The sequence below is a fragment of the Pseudomonas sp. NBRC 111133 genome, assembly GCF_001320605.1.
In the GTDB taxonomy this organism is placed as follows: Bacteria; Pseudomonadota; Gammaproteobacteria; order Pseudomonadales; family Pseudomonadaceae; genus Aquipseudomonas; species Aquipseudomonas monteilii.
Genome location: NZ_BCBJ01000060.1, coordinates 11,749 through 32,855 on the forward strand (window position 1 = coordinate 11,749; position 21,107 = coordinate 32,855).

Consider the following 21,107-nt stretch of genomic DNA (forward strand, 5'->3'; position numbering starts at 1 on the left):
GACGCAGGGTGTCCATGCAAGTTCCTTCTTTAGTGCAGCATAGCGGCAAACCCGGCCTATTGACCGAGGGCAATCGCCATGGGCGCAACGTCGGGAAAGGTGCGCTGTGATATAACTGTGGGCATCTCATCCTGTTGTGACGGACACCCATGAAAGCCAAGGCAGATACCCCCTTCGTGGCGCTGAACATCGCCGTGCTCACGGTCAGCGACACCCGTACTTTCGACACCGACACCTCCGGGCAGCTGTTCGTCGACCGCCTGAGTGCGGCCGGCCACCGTTTGGCCGAGCGCGTGCTGCTCAAGGATGACCTGTACAAGATCCGCGCCCAGGTTGCCACCTGGATCGCCGATGACAACGTGCAAGTGGTGTTGATCACGGGGGGGACCGGCTTTACCGGCCGCGACAGCACGCCCGAGGCGGTGGCCTGCCTGCTGGACAAACAGGTGGAGGGGTTTGGAGAGTTGTTCCGGCAGATCTCCGTGGCCGACATTGGCACCTCCACGGTGCAGTCGCGTGCCTTGGCCGGGCTGGCCAACGGTACCTTGGTGTGCTGCCTGCCGGGCTCGACCAACGCCGTGCGTACCGGCTGGGATGGCATCCTTGCCGAACAGCTCGATGCCCGCCATCGCCCGTGCAACTTCGTTGCGCACCTGAAGCAAGCAGCGGCCTGTGACAGCCGTGGCTGAGGCCGGCCAGGCCCGGCCGCTGATGCCGGTGGAGCAGGCCCTGGCGCAACTGCTGGCGCTGGCCGAGGCGGCGCCCATCCGCGAGACCGAAAACCTGCCGCTGGCCGAGGCCGAAGGCCGCGTGCTGGCCACCGACCTGGTGGCCTCGCTCGACCTGCCGCCCTGGCCGAACAGCGCCATGGACGGTTATGCCTTGCGCAGCGCCGACTGGCAGGGCCAGCCGCTGCCGGTCAGCCAGCGCATTTTTGCCGGGCATGCGCCACGGCCGCTGCAGCCAGGCACCTGCGCGCGCATCTTTACGGGTGCGCCGGTGCCGGAAGGCGCCGATTGCGTCGAGATGCAGGAAAACACCGAGGTGCTCGAAGATGGCCGGGTACGCTTTCTTGAAACATTGCAAACCGGGCAGAACATACGCCCTCAGGGCCAGGAAACCCGCAAGGGTGAGCAGGTAATGAGCGCCGGCACCCGCCTTGGGCCGATCGAACTGGGCCTGGCGGCGACCCTGGGCCATGGTCGCCTGGATGTGGTGCGCAAGGTGCGGGTGGCGGTGCTGTCCACCGGTGACGAGCTGGTCGAACCCGGCCTGCCGCTAGGCCCTGGGCAAATCTACAACAGCAACCGTCGGCTGCTGGTCAGCTGGTTGCAGCGGCTGGGCTGCGATGTGGTCGATGCGGGCATCCTGCCGGATGACCTTGCACGTACCCGTGCCTGCCTGGGGTCGCTGGGCGACGTTGACCTTATCTTGTCTACCGGCGGAGTCTCGGTGGGGGAGGCCGACTACCTCGGTGCAGCCCTGCGTGAAGCCGGCGAACTGGCGTTGTGGAAACTGGCGATCAAGCCGGGCAAACCGCTGACGTTCGGCCACTTCCAGGGCGTGCCGGTGATCGGCCTGCCGGGCAACCCGGCCTCGACCTTGGTCACCTTTGGCCTGCTGACCCGGCCCTACTTGCTTCGTCGTCAGGGGGTGGCCGATGTCACGCCGCTGCGTTTCGACATGCCGGCGGGCTTCGACTGGCACAAGCCTGGCACGCGCCGCGAATACCTGCGCGCGCGCATCGAACAGGGCCGGGTGTGCATCTACAAGAACCAGAGCTCGGGGGTGCTGCGCAGTGCCGCCTGGGCCGAGGGCCTGGTGGAGGTGCGCGAAGGCAGTACGCCAAAACCGGGCGATAGCGTGCCGTTCATCCCCTTCAGCGAGCTACTTGGCTGAGCGGCCCAGCCAGGCACTGCCCAGCGGCGCGGCCTCGGCAGGCGCTGCCTGGGCCAGGCGCATGTGCACGTTCTCCAATTGCTGGGCTGCTACGCTCCAGTCGTGGCGTTGGCGGGCGAATTGCCGCCCGGCATCGCTCAGTTGGCTCATGCGCCAGGGCTGGTTGAGCAGTTGGGTGATCAGCAGGGCGAGCTGGTCACCGTCATCACTGCCCAGGTAATGCTCACCGTTGTTCGCGGCCAGGCCCGATACGCCTTTGCCGGTGGTGATCACCGGCAGGCCGGCGGCCATGGCCTCGAGGATTTTTACTTTGGAGCCACCGGCATAGCGCAGCGGGGCGAAGAACAGTGCCGAACGCTTTTGCAGCTCGCGCAGGTCAGGGCGGTAACCGAACCATTCGATGCGCGGGTCGTTCCAGTGCAATTTCCAGCTGATCGGCAGCGCATGCCCGGCTATCGCCAGGCGCACCGCCGGGTTGCTCATCCACACTTGCGGCATGATGTCTTCCAGCGCCCACTCGATGGCTTCCAGGTTGGCGCCATACTCAAAGTTGCCCACGAACAACAAGCGTTGGCTATGCAGCGCCGGTTGCACGTGCTGGTAGAAATCACAATCCACACCATTGACCACCACGTTCACCGGGCGCCCGCTGATCTGCGCGATGAGCTCGGCATCGTGTGCGCTGACCGCCACCAGCTCGGTAGGTTGGCGCAGCACCCGCTGTTCCCAGCGCCGGTAGCGCCAGCGGTCAAAGGCATTGAGCGGGCGCAGCCAGAGCGGCAGGCGGTCGTGGCAGGCACCGCCCATCACGGACTCCAGCGTGTGCTCGCTGAGCATGTAGGGCAGCCCGCGCGCCTGCAAAGCCTTTTCGAACGGCTGAAAGCTGTAGCTGTGCTCGATCTGGATCACGTCCCACGGTTCGTCCAGCAATTGCTCGAAGCGGTGCCGCAGGCAAGGGGACAGGCCATTGATGATCGCCCGCATGGGGTAGTCGATAATCGGCGAGGCCAGCAGGTTCAGCGGGCTGTGCAGTGGCCGACGGGGTAGCACGATCAGCCGTTCGAGTAGCGGCTCCAGGGCTTCGCGGGCCGCATCGCTGAGCGGGATTTTCGATTGCACCAGCAGGGTAATGCGGTGGCCTTGCTGTGCCAGTGCGCGCATCAGGTGGTATTGCCGGGTCTTGCTGCCGCTGGTCGTTGGCCAAGGCAGGTACGGCAGTGTCCAGAGAATGCGCATGACCCGGAATCCTCGCTGAAAGCTGCGGATGAAAAGACGCGCCCATCGGCGGCGCTATGCACACCACTGCCGGTGGCGCGTCCATGGCCAGGATCGAGATTGGCCCGGCGAACAGAGGTCAAAAGGCTGACTTCCCTGAAAAAAATGTTGGCCTGGGTCAAAAACTTGTCAAAAGTTCATTTTCTGAGCATAGCCGCGCATTGTCGGGTGTGGGAAAAAGACCGCGTCGGCTTCGTTATTTTTCTGCACCCATGCAACGATCCCTGGCTGCGCATGGTCGAGATCTGGGTGGTTCAACTTCACGGAGACGCGCAATGCAAGGGCGCAAGGCAATGCTGATCCTGCACGGTAAGCAGGCGATGAACGAAGAATTGCGCAGCGCTGTGCACGACCTGCGCGATACCGGCTGGGCACTGGATGTACGTGTCACCTGGGAGGCGGGTGATGCGCAGCGGCTGGTCGGCGAGGCGCTGAGCGCGGGCTACAGCCATGTTGTTGCCGGTGGTGGGGATGGCACTTTGCGCGACGTGGCCGAAGCCATGGGGCTGGCCGGCGCTGATGCCAGCCTGGCGCTGTTGCCCCTTGGCACTGCCAACGACTTCGCCCGAGCCGCAGGTATACCGCTGGAGCCTGCTGCGGCTCTGGCGTTGCTGAACACACCGGCCCAGGCAATAGACCTGGGCCAGGCTGGCGACCAGTTGTTCCTTAACATGGCCACAGGCGGATTCGGCAGCCAGGTCACCGCCAACACCTCCGAAGACCTGAAAAAAGTGCTGGGGGCGGCCGCCTACCTGTTCACCGGCTTGTCGCGCTTCAGCGAACTGCAGGCAGCTTCGGTGGAACTGCAAGGGCCAGACTTTCAGTGGCAAGGGAGCTTGCTGGCGCTGGGTATCGGTAACGGCCGCCAGGCTGGGGGAGGGCAGGTGCTATGCCCTGAAGCGGTGGTGAACGACGGTTTGCTGGACATCGCCATCCTACCTGCGCCGCAGGAAGTGGTCGGGGCTTTGCGCGATCTGCTGGCCGGCGATGGCCTGTTCGTTCGGGCGAGGTTGCCCTGGGTGGAAATCAAGAGTTCGCAGGGGCTGGATATCAACCTCGATGGCGAGCCGTTGCAGGCCGACAACCTGCGCTTTCAGGCCAGGCCAGCCGCGATACGCCTGCACCTGCCGGCCGGGTCGCCATTGCTCAGTCGTCCAGGCTGATGATTTTCTCGCGTACGGCAAACAGTACCAGGCCAGCCACGTCATGAATCTGCAGCCGCTTCATGATTTGCGAGCGGTGGGTTTCGACCGTCTTGATAGACAGGCCAAGGCCCGCAGCGATTTCCCGGGTGGACTTGCCGCGCACGATCAGGCGCAGGATTTCCAGTTGCCGGGCCGTGAGGTTATGCCGCTCGCCAGCGGCCTGCTTGCCCTGTTTGGTGTGCCGTAACGCCTGGTTGATGACGGTGTGGGCGATGGCTGGGCTGAGGTAGCGCTCGCCGTTGCGCACCGCGCTCAGGGCCTGCTCCAGTTCGGTGGCGCTGGTGTCCTTGAGCAGATAGCCGTGGGCGCCGCTTTCCAGCGCCCGCATGATCAGGTCGGGGTCGGTGTGCATCGAGAGAATCAGCACTTTGCAGGCGTTGCCGCTGGCCCGTAGTTGAGTCAGGGCGTCCAGGCCGCTGGTGGAGCGCATCGAAATGTCCAGCAAGACGATGTCGGGCGCCAGCGTGCGCACCTGTTCGAGCAGTTGACCGCCATCGTCGGCTTCGCCGATCACGTGATAGCCAGGGATGTCACAGACCAGCGCGCGCACCCCGGCGCGGATCAGCGAATGGTCGTCAACCAGCAGCAGTCTACAGGTCATGGGTGGCAGTACTCCGGGCGCGTTGCTGGCTGCGCGGGGGCCAGGGGAACATCGCTTCGATCTGCGTACCCAGGCCAGGCTGGCTGGTGATGTCGAGGCTGCCCTGCAACGCGGTTACCCGCTCCTGCATGCCGGCAAGGCCGCGCTGGCCTGCCTCGGCCGGGTGCCGGGCGGGGATGAAGCCGCGGCCATCGTCGTGGATCGACAATGCCAGCCCTTCAGGGGTGCGCTGCAGGCGGATGACCAGGTTGTGTGCCTGGGCGTGGCGCAACATATTGGTCACCGCCTCCTGGGTAATGCGGAACACGGCCATGGCCACGGCTTCGTCGATGCCGCCCAGGCGCTGGTTGCACGCCAGGCTCCAGTGCACGCCGCTGCTGGCCAGGGTACGTACCAGGTGCGCGCGCAGGCTGGCTTCCAGGCCAAGGCTGGCGAGCTGCCGGGGGTTGAGCAGGGCGGACACATCGCGCACGTTGCCCAGGGTGTCATCCAGCGTGCCGCGCAGGGCATCGCAGTGGCCCTGCAGCTCGTCGGGCATACGCCGCTGCAGCCACTGCAACTGCAGCTTCGCAGCGGTGAGCAATTGGCCGATGTCGTCGTGAAGTTCCCGGCTCAGGTGCTGACGTTCGTCTTCCTGCACCTTGAGCATGCGCTCGGCCAGTTCGGCCGGGCGCAGGCTGATCGACCTGGCGCTCAGCCCCAGTTGAACGGCGGCGCCCAGCGTGGCGGCCAGCTGTAGCACCAGCAGGCTGGCCGGGATGGCCTGGTTGGCCAGGTACAGCGCCAGGTTCGCAACCAGCGAGGCCACGCACAGCCCGACCGTTGCCCAACGCAGCAGGGCAGCGCGGGAGCAGCAACGCAGAGAAGTCTTCAAGCGTGGGAACATAAGTAGGAAAGCCACTGAAGTATTGCTGATGGAGGCCTTGCACAATGCTGGTCAGAGGCTTTGGCGCAGTACTTTCGATGTTTTTTCGAATGCGTGATCTTTCAACCTTGCTTCAGGTTGCAAGCCTTTGTGGGGGCGCATATTACCACTTTGCATTGCATCGGTCGCGGCTGGGAAACGCTTTGAAACGCCTGCTGGTCCGGTCTTTTCGGGTAGCAAAGTGCCACCCGTTAATCGTGCAGTACGCACTTGTGCTGCAACTAGCGTGCTCAGGGTTCAAGTTGGGCCACTAAAAACCTGCAGAACTTTCCAAGTTTGACCATGGTGGGGCTTGAACAACGGTACTTAGTTGCACACTGCGTCAATTAGAGCGCCGGTTTAGAGCGGTCAGGGCGGCTGCTGGCTGCCACTTCACCAGGGGTGTGAATGCACACGCTGCCTTGCTCATCGCATGACGTACAGGTTGACGCTAAAGGTTGTTGCACGACCTTCGCCAACTCACCCAGTAGCACCAGTTGCTCGCCGATGTCCAGGTTCAGCCGCCCGGTACGGGGGTCGACCAGTTCCAGTTGCCAGGCCAGCAGGGTCAGGCACTCCCCTATCGCGGGTAGGGCTGCACGTTGCAGGCAACCACCGTGGCAGGCCGGGGCGAGCAGCTGTTGAAGGGCAGTGGTGTAATGGGCGACTTCACGCAGGCCCAGGCGTGTGGCCTGACGGGCGAGGCTGTCGAGGACGTTGTCCAGGCAGCGGCAGGCATCCGGATCATTATCGATCAGTTCCAGATGCTGCAGGCATTCCTGGGCCTGGGTCAGCAGTACCTGGGCATCCAGCAGGAAGCCCTGGAGGGCGTCGTCGAACGATAAGGCAGTGTCCATTGTCAGGTCCCCGCGCGTGGGGTAGGCGCAGGGGGCGGGCACGCCGAAACGATAGCTAGCAAAAGCCTGACTCCATTCATGCAGTGAGAATGGCGTCACATTAATGGCTAAAGGATATCGCGAACATCAGGTTTCGCCCGATTGCGACTAAGGGTTTCCCTGATGCGGGGCCAGGGTGGGGAACTTTTGCAGCCCCCTCGGTTTATCCCGGTGTGCCCGCAGTAAAGCATGATGGTAAAGTGATATCAATTGCCTTGGCGGTATTTTTCCGCAAGGGTCAAGGTGCGCGTGAAACCGCCGATACAGGGTAGATGATTTCACCTTTTCCGACTCAAGCCTGGGGGGTTTCCAATGGCTGGCATTCTCGACACGGTAGACCAACGCACGCAATTGGTGGGTGAGAACCGCCTGGAAATTCTGATGTTTCGCCTGGCCGGTCGCCAGTTGTTCGCGATCAACGTGTTCAAGGTGCAGGAGGTGCTGCAACTGCCCAAACTGACCTTGATGCCTCAGCGCCACGCCTTCGTCTGCGGTGTGGTCAACCTGCGCGGGCAGACGCTGCCGGTGATCGACCTGTCCCAGGCGATTGGCATGCGCCCGCTGCAACCGGGGCCGGACAGCACCATCATCGTCACCGAGTACAACCGCTCGGTGCAGGCCTTCCTGGTCGGTGGTGTGGACCGCATCGTCAACATGAACTGGGAGTCGATCATGCCGCCGCCTTCCAGTGCCGGGCGCCAACACTACCTGACCGCCATCACCAAGGTCGATGACAAGCTGGTGGAGGTTATCGACGTAGAGAAGGTGCTGGCCGAGATCGTGCCGTACAACGCCCGGGTCTCTGGCGACAAACTCGCCGACCCGGTGCTGGCCCGGGCGCGTGGCCGTGAGGTGCTGCTGGTGGATGACTCCAGCGTGGCCTTGGCGCAGTTGCGCGATACGCTGTCCCAGTTAGGCGTGAAACTGCATGTGGCCAGTGATGGCCTGAAAGCGCTACGTATGCTCAAGGGCTGGGCCGATGCCGGCGAAGACGTGTGCGAGAAGCTGCTGATGGTATTTACCGATGCCGAAATGCCGGAAATGGACGGCTACCGGCTGACCACCGAGATCCGCAGTGATGCACGCCTGCGCCAGCTTTACGTAGTGCTGCACACCTCGCTGTCGGGCAGTTTCAACGAGTCCATGGTGAAAAAGGTGGGTTGCGACAACTTCCTGTCCAAGTTCCAGCCCGATCGCCTGGTCGACGTGGTCAAGCAACGCCTGCTACTGGACACCGCCACTGCGTGAACCCTGGGCCGGCCAGGTATAAGCTTGGCTTTTGGCATGACGCGAGGCAGCAGGGATGTTTCTCAGTGAGTTGTATCGATACCCGGTGAAGTCGGGGCAGGCGCAGAGCCTGCAGGCTTCACCGGTTGGGTTGCTGGGGCTGCAGGGTGACCGGCGCTGGATGGTGGTCGAGGAAGAAAACGGACGCTTCCTGACCCAGCGCGCATGGCCACAACTTGGCCAGTTGCAGGCGTGTGAAGACGACAGTGGCGAGTTGCTGCTACAGGCGCCTGGGCAGGCACCATTGCGGGTACCTGTACCCGCTGCCGACGAAGCCCTGCGTGGTGTGACCATCTGGCGCGATACGTTGCGAGTGCCCGATGCAGGCGATGAAGTGGCGGCCTGGCTGAGCGAACTGCTGGGCAAGGCCGTGCGCCTGGTGCATTGCCCGGAGCAGCGTGCGCGCTACCTGCCCAATGGTTATGGTTTCAACAGTGACCGGGCGGCCTTTCCGGATGGTTTCCCCTTGCTGCTGATTGGCCAGGGCTCGCTCGATGAGCTCAGTCGGCGTGTTGGCCGGCCCATGGAGATGCTGCGCTTTCGGCCCAACCTAGTGGTGCAGGGCGCTGAACCCTTCGCCGAAGATGGCTGGAAGCGGATTCGTATCGGCAGCTTGGTGTTTCGTGTGCTCAAACCGAGTGTGCGGTGCATCTTTACCACGATTGACCCGGCTACCGGGGAGCGCAGTGCCGACCGGGAGCCTATGGCCACGCTCAAGACCTTTCGCGAGAAGGAGGGGGATGTGCTGTTCGGGCAGAACCTAGCCGTAGATGGCAGTGGGTGGCTTGAGGTAGGGATGGAAGTCGAAGTTCTGGAGTAACTTGGTTTGCTGAACCGGCCTCTTCCCGGGTTTACCCGCGAAGAGGCCGGTTCAGGCTCAACAAACCTTACATGTCATCGAAATACCGCTCATGCCAATCCACCAGCGGCTGCGGCGAATTCAGCTTCTGCCCGTAAATCACCGAATACGACAGCACGTTCTGCACATACTGGCGTGTTTCGTCGAACGGGATCGACTCCACCCACACATCGAAGCTCAGGTGCTTGGCGCCTTTCAGCCACTGGCGAACACGCCCGGGCCCTGCGTTGTAGGCCGCCGAAGCCAGCACACGGTTGCCGTTGAACTGGCTGTGCACCTGGCTCAGGTACGCGGCGCCCAGCTGGATGTTTTTGTCCGGGTTCAGTACCTGCGCCGGTGACGCCAGGGGGATGCTGAACTTGCGCGCGGTTTCCTTGGCTGTGGCCGGCATCAGTTGCATCAGGCCGCTGGCACCCACCGGTGAGCGCGCATCCTCCATGAATGCACTTTCCTGGCGGGTGATGGCGAATACCCAACTCGAATGCAGGCCGCGAACCTTGGCTTCGCGCACCAGCGTGTCGCGGTGGGCCATCGGGAAGCGGATGTCCAGATCGTCCCAGTACTGCGCCTGGCTGATGGTGCGGATGGCCGGGAAGTACCAGCGCAGCTCATAGCCCAGGCGCGCCTGGGCAACCATTTCGTCGCGGGTGAAGTGGCGGCTGACGTGGTACCACTCGCGGCGGCCTTCGACGATCTGGCCGCGGGCATGGAATTCCAGCGCGCGCTGAATGCCGGGTGTGTTGCGTACCTTCTTGACCAGTTGCGGGCTCAGCAGCAGCGGCTTGTTGTTCAGCTGGTACGGTGTTTGTGCCCGGTCGGCAGCCAGGAAGCCATAGAAGTCGCGCTCACGCGCCACGGTCTTGTACAGCAGCGGGATCTGCGGGTTGTTCGGCTGTGCCAGCTCCAGGCTGCGAGCCTGCCAGTACTTCCAGCGGCTGCTGCTGGCCAGTTCCTGAGGCAGGCGTTTGGTCAGATCGTAAGCGTCTTCCCAGCGGCCCAGGCGCAACAGCAGGCGCAGGCGCCACTCGCTGACGGTGTTGTCGCGCAGCTCCGGGTCGTAGCGGGTCATCAGGTCGAGGGCGCGCGGGTCGTAACGGCGTGCCAGGGTCAGGCCGATTTCACGGGCGATGGCCACCTTCTCGTCGCGGGAAAAGTGCATGCGCTGGGCGTAATCGTCCAGCAAGGCCATGGCCCGCTCCGGGTCTTGGCGGGCCAGGCGGCGCAGGCCGAGGCTGACCACGTCGGACATGGCTTCGTTGACCGGGGTGAAGCGCGACGGCTGGTTGAGCAGCTCCGGTTTTTGCGCCACGTCGACCAGCAGGCGCCCTTGCGGGCCGAGGGTGGTCAGGGTCTTGACCAGGTTGTTGGCCAGGGCGTAGTTGCGCGCCTGGGCCGCCAGCTTGGTGCGTTCCCAGCGCTTGGCCTCGGTCAGCTGGCCTTCGGCGGCCCACATGCCGAACAGCGTGTCGCACGCGGCAGGTTGTGACTTGCCGACGTTCCACAGTTTGTCGGCCGTGGCGTAGCCCTCGGCACGCAACCCGTGGCTGAGCTGGTACTGGCCGTTGAGGCAGTCCAGTTCGGTGAAGTTGAGCTTGGGGTCGTAGTATTTGACGAAGGTGTCCCACTCGCCCCGTTCGGCCAGCCAGCGCAACCAGCGCAGTTTCATCCAGTTGGCCTGGGGCAAGTCGCCGTGCTTGGCGAGGAAACCTTCGATTTCCTGGTTGCTGGCGCTTTTCAGGCGGGCGGTAAGTTCGTCGTAGGCCAGGTAGGGCGTCAGCGGGTAGTCGTTCAGGGCCTGGGCGTAACGCAGGTACGGGCCTTTGTCGCCTTTGGCCAGCGCACGCTTGGCTTCGTCGTAGTACTGGCGTTGCAGGGTCAGGTCGGTGGCCTGCGCCGCGCAGGTGGCAGCGGTAAGCAGCAGGCAGGATGCAATATGTAACAGGCGGCTGCGCATGATACGTCCGGGCAGTTGAACCATGGGGAAGTGACGGCGGAGCCAGCACTGTTGAAAGCTATTGCCTTAGCTTAGCTGTTTGCCGGCAGCGGGTGAAAGCACTGTGCTTGTATCGGGATATTAAGTTCGACCGGATGTCGCCCGGCACTCGCCGGTTGGCCTGGCGGATGCCGTCGAGGGCCAAGTCAGGTAGAATGCGCGCCCGATTTATGGAGACCAACATGACCCTGCTCAAATTCAGCGATGTGTCCCTCGCATTCGGCGCCATGCCGCTGCTGGACAAAGTGTCCTGGCAGATCGCTCGTGGCGAGCGGGTGTGCATCATCGGCCGCAACGGCACCGGCAAGTCGAGCATGCTGCGCCTGGTCAAGGGCGAGCAGAAGGGCGATGACGGTGAAATCTGGCGTGCCCCGGGCCTGAAGATTGGCGAATTGCCGCAGGAACTGCCGGTGGCCGACGCGCGTACGGTGTTCGATGTGGTGGCTGCTGGCCTGGACGGCGTGGGCGAGTTGCTGGCGCAGTTCCATCACCTGAGCATGAACATCCAGGGTGACGAAGACCTGGAAAAGCTCATGCACGTCCAGCACGAGCTGGAAGCCCGTGATGGCTGGCGCCTGCAGCAGGTGGTAGAGAGCACCCTCAGCCGCCTGCAGTTGCCCGCCGACAAGACCCTGGCCGAGCTGTCCGGTGGCTGGCGCCGCCGTGTGCTGCTGGCACAGGCGCTGGTGTCCGAGCCCGACCTGTTGCTGCTCGACGAGCCCACCAACCACCTGGACATCGGTGCCATCGCCTGGCTCGAAGAAGCCCTGCGTGGCTTCAACGGTGCGGTGCTGTTTATTACCCACGACCGTTCCTTCCTGCAGAACCTGGCCACCCGTATCCTTGAGCTGGACCGTGGCGGCCTGATCGACTGGAACGGCGACTACGCCAGCTTCCTGGTGCACAAGGAGGCCGCACTGGCCGCCGAAGAAACCGCCAATGCGCTGTTCGACAAGCGTCTGGCCCAGGAAGAGGTGTGGATTCGTCAGGGCATCAAGGCCCGCCGCACCCGCAACGAAGGCCGTGTACGTGCGCTGAAAGCCTTGCGTGTGGAGCGTGGCGAACGCCGTGAGCGTCAGGGCAAGGCCAACATCCAGATCGAAGCGGCGGAAAAGTCCGGCAAGCAGGTGATGGTGCTGGACAACGTCAGCTTCCATCACCCTGACGGGCCGATGCTGGTCAAGGACTTCTCCATGGTCCTGCAGCGCGAGGACCGTATCGGTCTGCTGGGCGCCAACGGTACCGGCAAGACGACCTTGCTGAAGATGATGCTCGGCGACCTTGAGCCGACCGCAGGCAAGGTAGAGCGCGGCACCAAGCTCGAGGTGGCCTATTTCGACCAGATGCGCCACCAGCTCGACCTTGAAAAGACCGTGATCGACAACTTGGCCGAAGGCCGTGACTTCATCGAGATCGACGGCCAGAACCGCCACGTGCTGAGCTACCTGGGCGACTTCCTGTTCAGCCCGCAGCGTGCGCGCACGCCGGTCAAGGCGCTGTCGGGTGGTGAGCGTGCTCGCCTGCTGCTGGCCAAGCTGTTCAGCAAGCCGGCCAACCTGCTGGTGCTCGACGAACCCACCAACGACCTGGACGTGGAAACCCTCGAGTTGCTCGAAGAGGTGCTGTCCAACTACAAGGGCACTGTGCTGATCGTCAGCCACGACCGGGCCTTCCTCGACAACGTCGTCACCAGCACCCTGGTGTTCGAAGGCGAGGGCAAGGTGCGCGAGTATGTCGGTGGTTATGAGGACTGGATTCGCCAGGGTGGCTCGCCGAAGCTGCTGGGCGTGACCGAGAGCAAGGGCGGCAAGTCGGCCCTCAACAGTGCGGTGGTGGAGAAGGTCGAGGCCAAGCCTGCGCCTGTTGCTGCGCCGGTGGTGGAAGAAGCCTCGAAGAAGAAGCTCAGCTACAAGCTGCAGCGTGAGCTGGAGATGCTGCCGGGGCAGATCGACGCGCTGGAGCAGCGCATGGCTGAAGCCCAGGAAGAAGTGAATGCGGCGGGCTTCTATCAGCGGCCGATTGCGGAGACTTCGGCGGTGCTGGCCAAGATCGAGAAGCTGCAGGGTGAGCTGGATGTACTGGTAGAGCGCTGGGCTGAGTTGGAAGGCTGATCAGATTTCAATCTGTACTGGCCTCTTCGCGGGTAAACCCGCGAAGAGGCCAGTACAGGTTAAATCATTCCTTCTTCAGCAACCGCACCGCCAGCACATCACACGGCGCCCCATGCAGCACGTCATTGGCCGTGGAACCCAGCAGCAATGCCAGACCGTGACGGCCATGGCTGCCGACCACGATCAGGTCGCATTTCTGGTCCTTGGCCAACTGGTGAATTTCCTGGCGCGGTTGGCCGTAAGTCAGGTGCGAGTCACCGCGTTTGATGTCCGGGTATTTGTTGAACAGGCGTTCCATGCGCTCTTTGGCCTGGTCGAACTGCTGCTGTTGCAGCTGCGACAGGTCCATCGGCACGTCACCGCCAAATGCCATGGCCATCGGTTCGACGATGTGCACCAGCGACACCTTGGCGTTCGAAGGCGCGGCCAGCGCCATGGCACGCTTGATCACCGGGTCGCATTCTTCGGTCAGGTCGACGGCGACCAACAAATGTTCGTATTGCATGAGCGGTACTCCTGACAATCGCGATAGAAGAAGTATGGTCGCTTTCGGGCGGGTCTTCCGTGAAAAATGGCTAACCAGCTCATTTGCAACGCTTTATGGGATCTACTGATATGACGGTATTGCTGGTGGTGTCAATCCTTGCGCTGATTCTCAGCCCGCTTTCCTGGCTGCGTTCCTCGCGCAAACAGAGTGAGCAGATGAAGCTGCGCCTGGAAGCGCGGCGCATGGGCCTGGCCATGCAGTTGGCGCCGCAGCAATGGCCGCACTGGCTGGAAAAGGAGCCGCCAAGCCCCTGCCCGCAGTACCATCGCGCCCGGCGCCGTGGGCACGAGGACAGCTTCAGCTTCTGGCAGGTCAGCCCGGGGGTGTGGTGGAACCAGTGGCGTGAACCCTGCGAAAATCCGCGCTTCGTGGAGGCCCTGGCGCGCTTGCCGGCGAGCGTTTACAAGGTCGAGGCGGATGCTCGGATGATCGCGTTGTACTGGACTGAGCGGGGCGATACGGCAGTATTGCAGGATGTTGCCTACGTCCTCGAAACCCTCGCCTGATACCTGCTTTGCACGGTCACTGTGGGAGCGGGCATGCCCGCGAACACCGGCGCAGCCGGTGCCAGCCACTGCGTTGAATGCTTCGCGGGCACGCCCGCTCCCACAGGGAATGCGGCGGTTTCAATCGCTATGAACGACAAAGCGGCGGCTCGGCAGAACCCTGAAGGGGTGGGGTGCCAAGTCGCCGCTTTGCGTTCTGCTGCGCAGAAAAGGCCAGGCAGGCCGGGTATTCATTCAAGCAAGTGCCAGTGTAGCCGCCCGGGGTTGTCGTGCAAGCGGAAAGTTGCAGCACGCTGCAAGTGGCTGTGGTCAATCGCTGACATGAATGGGCGGCGATCACTGTCATCATGTTTTGTACCAAGACGATACAAAATGACTGGAAAGTCGCGTTTTCGCCATGCTCGTGAGCATTTGACAACGCCGATCTTTTCGGAGAATGTGTGCACACCCAAATCAAACGGGCGTATGAATTGAGCGTTTGTATGTCGTGACGCCAAGCCATACTTCCGACTAGCGCGCTGACGGGTGTGCCTGGGGCGGGGCAGTTAGGCCTGCTTCTGCTGCAGCGATCGGCGTGTACAGTTCAGCTTCCATATCGTGGAGATCAGTTGATGATTTACGAAGGTAAAGCCATCACGGTTAAGGCTCTTGAAAGTGGCATCGTCGAGCTCAAGTTCGACCTCAAGGGTGAGTCCGTCAACAAGTTCAACCGCCTGACCCTGAACGAGCTGCGCCAGGCCGTCGATGCCATCAAGGCCGACGCCTCGGTCAAGGGCGTGATCGTCAGCAGTGGCAAGGACGTGTTCATCGTCGGCGCCGACATCACCGAGTTCGTCGACAACTTCAAGCTGCCCGAGGCCGAACTGGTCGCCGGCAACCTGGAAGCCAACCGCATCTTCAACGCCTTCGAAGACCTCGAAGTGCCAACCGTTGCCGCCATCAACGGCATCGCCCTGGGCGGTGGCCTGGAAATGTGCCTGGCCGCCGACTACCGGGTCATGTCCACCAGCGCCAAGATCGGCCTGCCGGAAGTCAAGCTGGGTATCTACCCGGGCTTTGGCGGCACCGTGCGCCTGCCACGCCTGATCGGCTCGGACAACGCCATCGAGTGGATTGCCGCCGGCAAGGAAAACCGCGCCGAAGACGCCCTGAAAGTGGGTGCCGTCGACGCTGTGGTCGCCCCTGAGCTGCTGCTGGCCGGTGCCCTGGACCTGATCAAGCGCGCCATCAGCGGCGAGCTGGACTACAAGGCCAAGCGCCAGCCGAAGCTGGAAAAGCTCAAGCTCAATGCCATCGAGCAGATGATGGCCTTCGAAACCGCCAAGGGCTTCGTCGCTGGCCAGGCCGGCCCGAATTACCCGGCACCGGTCGAAGCCATCAAGACCATCCAGAAAGCTGCCAACTTCGGTCGCGACAAGGCGCTGGAGGTCGAAGCCGCAGGCTTTGCCAAGCTGGCCAAGACCTCGGTTGCCGAAAGCCTCATCGGCCTGTTCCTGAACGACCAGGAGCTCAAGCGCAAGGCCAAGGCGTATGACGAAATCGCCCGCGACGTGAAGCAGGCTGCCGTGCTCGGCGCTGGCATCATGGGTGGCGGTATCGCTTACCAGTCGGCGGTCAAGGGTACCCCGATCCTGATGAAGGATATCCGCGAGGAAGCCATCCAGCTGGGCCTTAACGAGGCTTCCAAACTGCTCGGCAACCGCGTCGAGAAGGGCCGCCTGACCCCGGCCAAAATGGCCGAGGCGCTCAACGCCATTCGCCCGACCCTGTCCTATGGCGATTTCGCCCATGTCGACATCGTCGTCGAAGCCGTGGTCGAGAACCCGAAAGTGAAGCAGGCCGTGCTGGCTGAAGTGGAAGGCCAGGTGAAGGACGATGCGATTCTCGCCTCCAACACCTCGACCATCTCCATCAACCTGCTGGCCAAGGCGCTCAAGCGCCCGGAAAACTTCGTCGGCATGCACTTCTTCAACCCGGTGCACATGATGCCGCTGGTGGAAGTGATCCGTGGCGAGAAGTCCAGTGAAGTGGCGGTCGCCACCACCGTGGCCTACGCCAAGAAAATGGGCAAGAACCCGATCGTGGTCAACGACTGCCCGGGCTTCTTGGTCAACCGTGTACTGTTCCCGTACTTCGGCGGCTTCGCCAAGCTGGTCAGCGCCGGTGTCGACTTCGTGCGTATCGACAAGGTGATGGAAAAGTTCGGCTGGCCAATGGGCCCGGCGTACCTGATGGACGTGGTCGGCATCGACACCGGCCACCACGGCCGCGACGTGATGGCTGAAGGCTTCCCGGACCGCATGAAAGACGACCGCCGCTCGGCCGTCGACGCACTGTACGAGGCCAACCGCCTGGGCCAGAAGAACGGCAAGGGCTTCTACGCCTACGAAACCGACAAGCGCGGCAAGCCGAAGAAAGTCTTCGACGCCACCGTGCTGGACGTGCTCAAGCCGGTCGTCTTCGAGCAGCGTGAAGTCACCGACGAAGACATCATCAACTGGATGATGGTCCCGCTGTGCCTGGAGACCGTGCGCTGCCTGGAAGACGGCATTGTCGAAACCGCCGCCGAAGCCGACATGGGCCTGGTCTACGGCATTGGTTTCCCTCCTTTCCGCGGGGGTGCGCTGCGCTACATCGACTCGATCGGTGTGGCCGAATTCGTTGCCCTGGCCGATCAGTACGCCGACCTGGGGCCGCTGTACCACCCGACCGCCAAGCTGCGTGAAATGGCCAAGAACGGCCAGCGCTTCTTCAACTGAGCGGTCAACGAGCTAGAGCGAGAGATTTGATATGAGCCTGAATCCAAGAGACGTGGTGATTGTCGACTTCGGTCGCACGCCAATGGGCCGCTCCAAGGGTGGCATGCACCGCAATACCCGCGCCGAAGACATGTCGGCGCACCTGATCAGCAAACTGCTGGAACGCAACGACAAGGTCGACCCGAAAGAGGTCGAGGACGTGATCTGGGGCTGCGTCAACCAGACCCTGGAGCAGGGCTGGAACATCGCCCGCATGGCCTCGCTGATGACCCAGATTCCGCACACCTCCGCAGCCCAGACCGTCAGCCGCCTGTGTGGCTCGTCGATGAGCGCGCTGCACACGGCTGCCCAGGCGATCATGACCGGCAACGGTGATGTGTTCGTGGTCGGTGGCGTGGAGCACATGGGCCACGTCAGCATGATGCACGGCGTCGACCCCAACCCGCACCTGTCCTTGCACGCCGCCAAGGCTTCCGGGATGATGGGCCTGACTGCGGAAATGCTCGGCAAGATGCACGGCATCACCCGTGAGCAGCAGGACCTGTTCGGCCTGCGTTCGCACCAGCTGGCCCACAAGGCCACGGTCGAAGGCAAGTTCAAGGACGAGATCATCCCGATGCAGGGCTACGACGAGAACGGCTTCCTGAAGGTGTTCGATTTCGACGAAACCATTCGCCCGGAAACCACCCTCGAAGGCCTGGCATCGCTCAAGCCTGCGTTCAACCCGAAAGGCGGTACCGTCACTGCCGGTACCTCGTCGCAGATCACCGACGGCGCCTCGTGCATGATCGTGATGTCCGGCCAGCGCGCCATGGACCTGGGTATCCAGCCATTGGCGGTGATTCGTTCGATGGCGGTGGCCGGTGTCGACCCGGCAATCATGGGTTATGGCCCGGTGCCGTCGACCCAGAAAGCCCTCAAGCGTGCCGGCCTGACCATGGCCGATATCGACTTCATCGAGCTCAATGAAGCCTTCGCTGCACAGGCCCTGCCAGTGCTGAAAGACTTGAAAGTGCTCGACAAGATGGATGAGAAGGTTAACCTGCACGGCGGCGCCATTGCCTTGGGCCACCCGTTCGGTTGCTCCGGGGCACGTATTTCGGGCACCCTGCTCAACGTCATGAAGCAGAATGGCGGTACCCTGGGGGTGGCGACCATGTGCGTCGGCCTCGGCCAAGGTATCACCACTGTCTTCGAACGCGTCTGATCGCGTTGCAGGACAGCAGCCGGGGCCTTGTGCCCCGGTTTTTGTTTTTTTCAGGTTCAAGTCAAGAGGGTGGGCAACATGCAGATACAACCAGGCGTATACCGGCATTACAAAGGGCCTGAGTACCGTGTCTTCAGTGTTGCACGGCACTCCGAGAGCGAAGAGTGGATGGTGTTCTACCAGTGTCTGTATGGTGATTACAGCTTCTGGGTACGGCCACTTTCGATGTTCCAGGAGTCGGTCGAGGTTGACGGCGAGCAGGTGCCACGCTTTGCTTTGGTCAAGGCCGAAGAGGGGCTGCCCGGGTTGCTGGGCAAGTCGCACGCATGATCGTTCGAGCTTGACCTCACACTTTTGCCACTATATATAGCGGTGCCGCGTCTGGCACCTGACGCGTTTTTCATCTTCAGATTCAGGAATACTCCGATCCATGGGCAAATCGCTGGTCATTGTGGAATCCCCGGCCAAGGCCAAGACCATCAACAAGTACCTGGGCAACCAGTACGTGGTGAAGTCGAGTATCGGCCATATCCGAGACCTCCCCACCAGCGGTTCGGCCAGCGCGAGCAAAGAGCCAGCCGCCAAGCGTGGCAAGGCCGCGGGTGAGGCTCCGGCCCTTTCGCCAAAGGAAAAGGCCCGTCGCCAGCTGGTGGCACGTATGGGTGTCGACCCTGACCATGGCTGGAAGGCCAAGTACGAGATCCTGCCTGGCAAGGAAAAGGTGATCGAAGAGCTGCGCCGCCTGGCCAAGGATGCCGACACCATCTATCTCGCAACCGACTTGGACCGCGAAGGGGAAGCCATTGCCTGGCACCTGCGCGAAGCCATCGGTGGTGACGACACCCGCTATAAGCGCGTGGTGTTCAACGAAATTACCAAGAAGGCCATCCAGGAGGCCTTCTCGCAGCCAGGCGAGCTGGATATCGACCGGGTCAACGCCCAGCAGGCGCGCCGTTTCCTCGACCGTGTGGTCGGTTACATGGTGTCGCCGCTGCTGTGGGCCAAGATTGCCCGTGGCCTGTCTGCCGGCCGCGTGCAGTCGGTGGCGGTAAAGCTGGTGGTGGAGCGCGAGCGCGAAATCCGCGCGTTCATCCCGGAAGAGTACTGGGAGATCCACGCCGACCTGGGCACTGCCAAAAACGCCAAGGTGCGCTTCGAGGTGGCGCGCGAGAAGGGTGAGGCGTTCAAACCGCTGAACGAAGCCCAGGCCATGGCGGCGCTGGAGAAGCTCAAGGCTTCCAGCTACAGCGTGGTCAAGCGTGAAGACCGCCCGACCAGCAGCAAGCCATCGGCGCCGTTCATTACTTCCACCCTGCAGCAGGCGGCCAGTAACCGCCTGGGCTTCGGGGTGAAGAAAACCATGATGATGGCCCAGCGTTTGTACGAAGCCGGCTACATCACGTATATGCGTACCGACTCGACCAACCTGTCGGCCGATGCCCTGGACATGGCGCGCAGCTACATCGAGCGCGAGTTCGGCAAGCAGTACCTGCCGGAAGCACCGCTGGTATACGGCAGCAAGGAAGGTGCTCAGGAAGCGCACGAAGCGATTCGTCCTTCTGACGTGAATACCCACCCGACCAAGCTCAGTGGCATGGAGCGTGACGCCGAGCGCCTGTACGAGCTGATCTGGCGCCAGTTCCTGGCCTGCCAGATGCCGCCGGCGCAGTACCTGTCCACCAGCGTCACCGTGGCGGCTGGCGACTTCGAGCTGCGTGCCAAGGGCCGTATTCTCAAGTTCGACGGTTACACCCGCGTGCTGCCACAGCAGAGCAAGCCGGGCGAAGACGACGTGCTGCCAGAAATGGTCCAGGGCGAAGCGCTGAAGCTGATCCAGATCGACCCGAGCCAGCACTTCACCAAGCCGCCGGCGCGCTTCACCGAAGCCAGCCTGGTCAAGGAAATGGAAAAGCGCGGCATTGGCCGGCCCTCGACCTATGCGGCGATCATCTCGACCATCCAGGACCGTGGCTATGTGACCTTGCACAACCGCCGCTTCTATTCCGAGAAGATGGGCGACATCGTCACGGAGCGGTTGTCCGAGAGTTTCTCCAACCTGATGGACTACGGCTTTACCGCCGACATGGAAGAGAACCTCGACGACGTGGCCCAGGGTGAGCGGGACTGGAAAAACGTGCTCGACGAGTTCTACGGCGACTTCAGCAAGAAACTGCAGACTGCCGAGTCCAGCGAAAACGGCATGCGCGCCAACCAGCCGACCATGACCAACATTGCCTGTAAGGAATGTGGCCGACCGATGATGATCCGCACTGCTTCCACGGGTGTGTTCCTGGGTTGCTCGGGTTACAGCCTGCCGCCGAAAGAGCGCTGCAAGGCCACCGTCAACCTGGTGCCCGGTGACGAGATTGCCGCTGATGACGAGGGCGAATCGGAATCCCGCGTGTTGCTGGGCAAGCACCGCTGCCCGATCTGTGCCACGGCGATGGACGCCTACCTGCTGGACGAGAAGCATAAGCTGCACATTTGCGGTAACAACCCGGATTGCGCCGGCTACGAGATCGAGGAAGGCAACTACCGCATCAAGGGTTACGAAGGGCCGAGCCTGGAGTGCGACAAGTGCGGCAGCGAGATGCAATTGAAAACCGGCCGCTTCGGCAAGTTCTTCGGTTGCACCAATCCGGCGTGTAAGAACACCCGCAAGCTGCTCAAGAGCGGCGAGGCTGCGCCACCGAAGATGGACAAGGTGGACATGCCGGAGCTCAAGTGCGAAAAGGTCGACGACACCTACGTGTTGCGTGACGGCGCTTCGGGGCTGTTCCTGGCTGCCAGCCAGTTCCCCAAGAACCGCGAAACCCGCGCACCGCTGGTGCTGGAGATCGTGCCGCACAAGCATGAGATCGATCCGAAGTACCACTTCCTGTGCGATGCGCCGCAGAAAGACCCGGAAGGCCGCCCGGCGGTAATCCGCTACAGCCGCAAGACCAAGGAGCAGTACGTGCAGTCCGAGGTCGATGGCAAGCCGACCGGCTGGAAGGCGTTCTACGACGGGAATGCGTGGAAGGTTGAAGACAAGCGCTGATCTGACGCTGCTGTAATT

General features: G+C 62.5%; 17 protein-coding genes. 11 read left to right on the forward strand and 6 right to left on the reverse strand.

What is annotated here, in order from left to right; translation table 11 throughout:
• Nucleotides 1–149 precede the first annotated feature (149 nt).
• Together moaB and glp are read left to right on the forward strand one after the other, a co-directional pair.
• Nucleotides 150–689, forward strand: a complete 540-nt coding sequence (gene moaB, locus APH36_RS12480; RefSeq protein WP_016714883.1) for a molybdenum cofactor biosynthesis protein B — start codon at nt 150–152, stop codon at nt 687–689.
• On the forward strand, nt 673–1,899 hold the full coding sequence (gene glp / locus APH36_RS12485) for a gephyrin-like molybdotransferase Glp (protein ID WP_060498862.1): 1,227 nt from the start codon (nt 673–675) through the stop codon (nt 1,897–1,899). Before moaB ends, glp begins: the two co-directional genes overlap by 17 nt.
• On the opposite strand, the gene APH36_RS12490 is transcribed toward glp, so the two are convergent.
• Complete coding sequence (locus APH36_RS12490; RefSeq protein WP_016714885.1) at nt 1,888–3,135, reverse strand: glycosyltransferase family 4 protein; 1,248 nt, start codon at nt 3,133–3,135, stop codon at nt 1,888–1,890. The genes glp and APH36_RS12490 overlap by 12 nt on opposite strands.
• A 314-nt stretch (nt 3,136–3,449) precedes the next feature.
• Between APH36_RS12490 and yegS the strand changes: the two genes are divergently transcribed.
• On the forward strand, nt 3,450–4,337 hold the full coding sequence (gene yegS, locus APH36_RS12495) for a lipid kinase YegS (protein ID WP_060498863.1): 888 nt from the start codon (nt 3,450–3,452) through the stop codon (nt 4,335–4,337).
• Here yegS and APH36_RS12500 read toward each other — a convergent pair.
• The 3 genes from APH36_RS12500 to APH36_RS12510 form a co-directional block, all read right to left on the reverse strand.
• Entirely contained in the window at nt 4,321–4,980 is a 660-nt protein-coding gene (locus tag APH36_RS12500) for a response regulator transcription factor (protein WP_060498864.1), read from the reverse strand. The two genes, yegS and APH36_RS12500, sit on opposite strands and share 17 nt — an antisense overlap.
• Nucleotides 4,970–5,866, reverse strand: coding sequence for a sensor histidine kinase (locus APH36_RS12505; protein WP_060498865.1), 897 nt, complete (start codon nt 5,864–5,866; stop codon nt 4,970–4,972). Before APH36_RS12505 ends, APH36_RS12500 begins: the two co-directional genes overlap by 11 nt.
• Nucleotides 5,867–6,231: 365 nt before the next feature.
• Nucleotides 6,232–6,741, reverse strand: a complete 510-nt coding sequence (locus tag APH36_RS12510; protein WP_060498866.1) for a hypothetical protein — start codon at nt 6,739–6,741, stop codon at nt 6,232–6,234.
• A gap of 351 nt (nt 6,742–7,092) precedes the next feature.
• Between APH36_RS12510 and APH36_RS12515 the strand changes: the two genes are divergently transcribed.
• A complete protein-coding gene (locus APH36_RS12515; protein WP_016714890.1) occupies nt 7,093–8,028 on the forward strand; it encodes a chemotaxis protein CheV in 936 nt (311 codons plus the stop codon).
• 55 nt (nt 8,029–8,083) lie between these two features.
• Nucleotides 8,084–8,887, forward strand: coding sequence for an MOSC domain-containing protein (locus APH36_RS12520; RefSeq protein ID WP_060498867.1), 804 nt, complete (start codon nt 8,084–8,086; stop codon nt 8,885–8,887).
• 67 nt (nt 8,888–8,954) lie between these two features.
• Here the strand turns inward: APH36_RS12520 and APH36_RS12525 are convergent, their stop codons facing one another.
• A complete protein-coding gene (locus APH36_RS12525) occupies nt 8,955–10,880 on the reverse strand; it encodes a transglycosylase SLT domain-containing protein (RefSeq protein ID WP_060498868.1) in 1,926 nt (641 codons plus the stop codon).
• A gap of 221 nt (nt 10,881–11,101) precedes the next feature.
• Here APH36_RS12525 and APH36_RS12530 point away from each other — a divergent pair, with 221 nt between their 5' ends.
• Nucleotides 11,102–13,030, forward strand: a complete 1,929-nt coding sequence (locus APH36_RS12530; protein WP_060498869.1) for an ATP-binding cassette domain-containing protein — start codon at nt 11,102–11,104, stop codon at nt 13,028–13,030.
• Nucleotides 13,031–13,094: 64 nt separating this feature from the next.
• Here APH36_RS12530 and APH36_RS12535 read toward each other — a convergent pair whose 3' ends face one another.
• A complete protein-coding gene (locus APH36_RS12535; RefSeq protein ID WP_060498870.1) occupies nt 13,095–13,535 on the reverse strand; it encodes a universal stress protein in 441 nt (146 codons plus the stop codon).
• Between the two features lie 110 nt (nt 13,536–13,645).
• Here APH36_RS12535 and APH36_RS12540 point away from each other — a divergent pair, with 110 nt between their 5' ends.
• From APH36_RS12540 to topA, 5 genes are all read left to right on the forward strand, one after another.
• On the forward strand, nt 13,646–14,083 hold the full coding sequence (locus APH36_RS12540) for a hypothetical protein (RefSeq protein ID WP_060498871.1): 438 nt from the start codon (nt 13,646–13,648) through the stop codon (nt 14,081–14,083).
• Between the two features lie 611 nt (nt 14,084–14,694).
• Complete coding sequence (gene fadB / locus APH36_RS12545) at nt 14,695–16,842, forward strand: fatty acid oxidation complex subunit alpha FadB (protein ID WP_060498872.1); 2,148 nt, start codon at nt 14,695–14,697, stop codon at nt 16,840–16,842.
• A gap of 31 nt (nt 16,843–16,873) precedes the next feature.
• Nucleotides 16,874–18,049, forward strand: coding sequence for an acetyl-CoA C-acyltransferase FadA (gene fadA / locus APH36_RS12550; RefSeq protein WP_013971712.1), 1,176 nt, complete (start codon nt 16,874–16,876; stop codon nt 18,047–18,049).
• Between the two features lie 78 nt (nt 18,050–18,127).
• A complete protein-coding gene (locus tag APH36_RS12555) occupies nt 18,128–18,379 on the forward strand; it encodes a DUF1653 domain-containing protein (RefSeq protein WP_025754461.1) in 252 nt (83 codons plus the stop codon).
• Nucleotides 18,380–18,479: 100 nt separating this feature from the next.
• Nucleotides 18,480–21,089, forward strand: coding sequence for a type I DNA topoisomerase (gene topA / locus APH36_RS12560; RefSeq protein ID WP_060498873.1), 2,610 nt, complete (start codon nt 18,480–18,482; stop codon nt 21,087–21,089).
• The last annotated feature ends 18 nt before the right edge of the window (nt 21,090–21,107 follow it).

What these genes read in the sequence shown, in the direction of transcription:
- moaB (WP_016714883.1), top strand. Translation starts at nt 150, where the DNA reads ATGAAAGCCAAGGCAGATACCCCCTTCGTGGCGCTGAACATCGCCGTG.
- APH36_RS12490 (WP_016714885.1), bottom strand. Translation starts at nt 3,135, where the DNA reads ATGCGCATTCTCTGGACACTGCCGTACCTGCCTTGGCCAACGACCAGC.
- yegS (WP_060498863.1), top strand. Translation starts at nt 3,450, where the DNA reads ATGCAAGGGCGCAAGGCAATGCTGATCCTGCACGGTAAGCAGGCGATG.
- APH36_RS12500 (WP_060498864.1), bottom strand. Translation starts at nt 4,980, where the DNA reads ATGACCTGTAGACTGCTGCTGGTTGACGACCATTCGCTGATCCGCGCC.
- APH36_RS12505 (WP_060498865.1), bottom strand. Translation starts at nt 5,866, where the DNA reads ATGTTCCCACGCTTGAAGACTTCTCTGCGTTGCTGCTCCCGCGCTGCC.
- APH36_RS12510 (WP_060498866.1), bottom strand. Translation starts at nt 6,741, where the DNA reads ATGGACACTGCCTTATCGTTCGACGACGCCCTCCAGGGCTTCCTGCTG.
- APH36_RS12515 (WP_016714890.1), top strand. Translation starts at nt 7,093, where the DNA reads ATGGCTGGCATTCTCGACACGGTAGACCAACGCACGCAATTGGTGGGT.
- APH36_RS12520 (WP_060498867.1), top strand. Translation starts at nt 8,084, where the DNA reads ATGTTTCTCAGTGAGTTGTATCGATACCCGGTGAAGTCGGGGCAGGCG.
- APH36_RS12525 (WP_060498868.1), bottom strand. Translation starts at nt 10,880, where the DNA reads ATGCGCAGCCGCCTGTTACATATTGCATCCTGCCTGCTGCTTACCGCT.
- APH36_RS12530 (WP_060498869.1), top strand. Translation starts at nt 11,102, where the DNA reads ATGACCCTGCTCAAATTCAGCGATGTGTCCCTCGCATTCGGCGCCATG.
- APH36_RS12535 (WP_060498870.1), bottom strand. Translation starts at nt 13,535, where the DNA reads ATGCAATACGAACATTTGTTGGTCGCCGTCGACCTGACCGAAGAATGC.
- APH36_RS12540 (WP_060498871.1), top strand. Translation starts at nt 13,646, where the DNA reads ATGACGGTATTGCTGGTGGTGTCAATCCTTGCGCTGATTCTCAGCCCG.
- fadB (WP_060498872.1), top strand. Translation starts at nt 14,695, where the DNA reads ATGATTTACGAAGGTAAAGCCATCACGGTTAAGGCTCTTGAAAGTGGC.
- fadA (WP_013971712.1), top strand. Translation starts at nt 16,874, where the DNA reads ATGAGCCTGAATCCAAGAGACGTGGTGATTGTCGACTTCGGTCGCACG.
- APH36_RS12555 (WP_025754461.1), top strand. Translation starts at nt 18,128, where the DNA reads ATGCAGATACAACCAGGCGTATACCGGCATTACAAAGGGCCTGAGTAC.
- topA (WP_060498873.1), top strand. Translation starts at nt 18,480, where the DNA reads ATGGGCAAATCGCTGGTCATTGTGGAATCCCCGGCCAAGGCCAAGACC.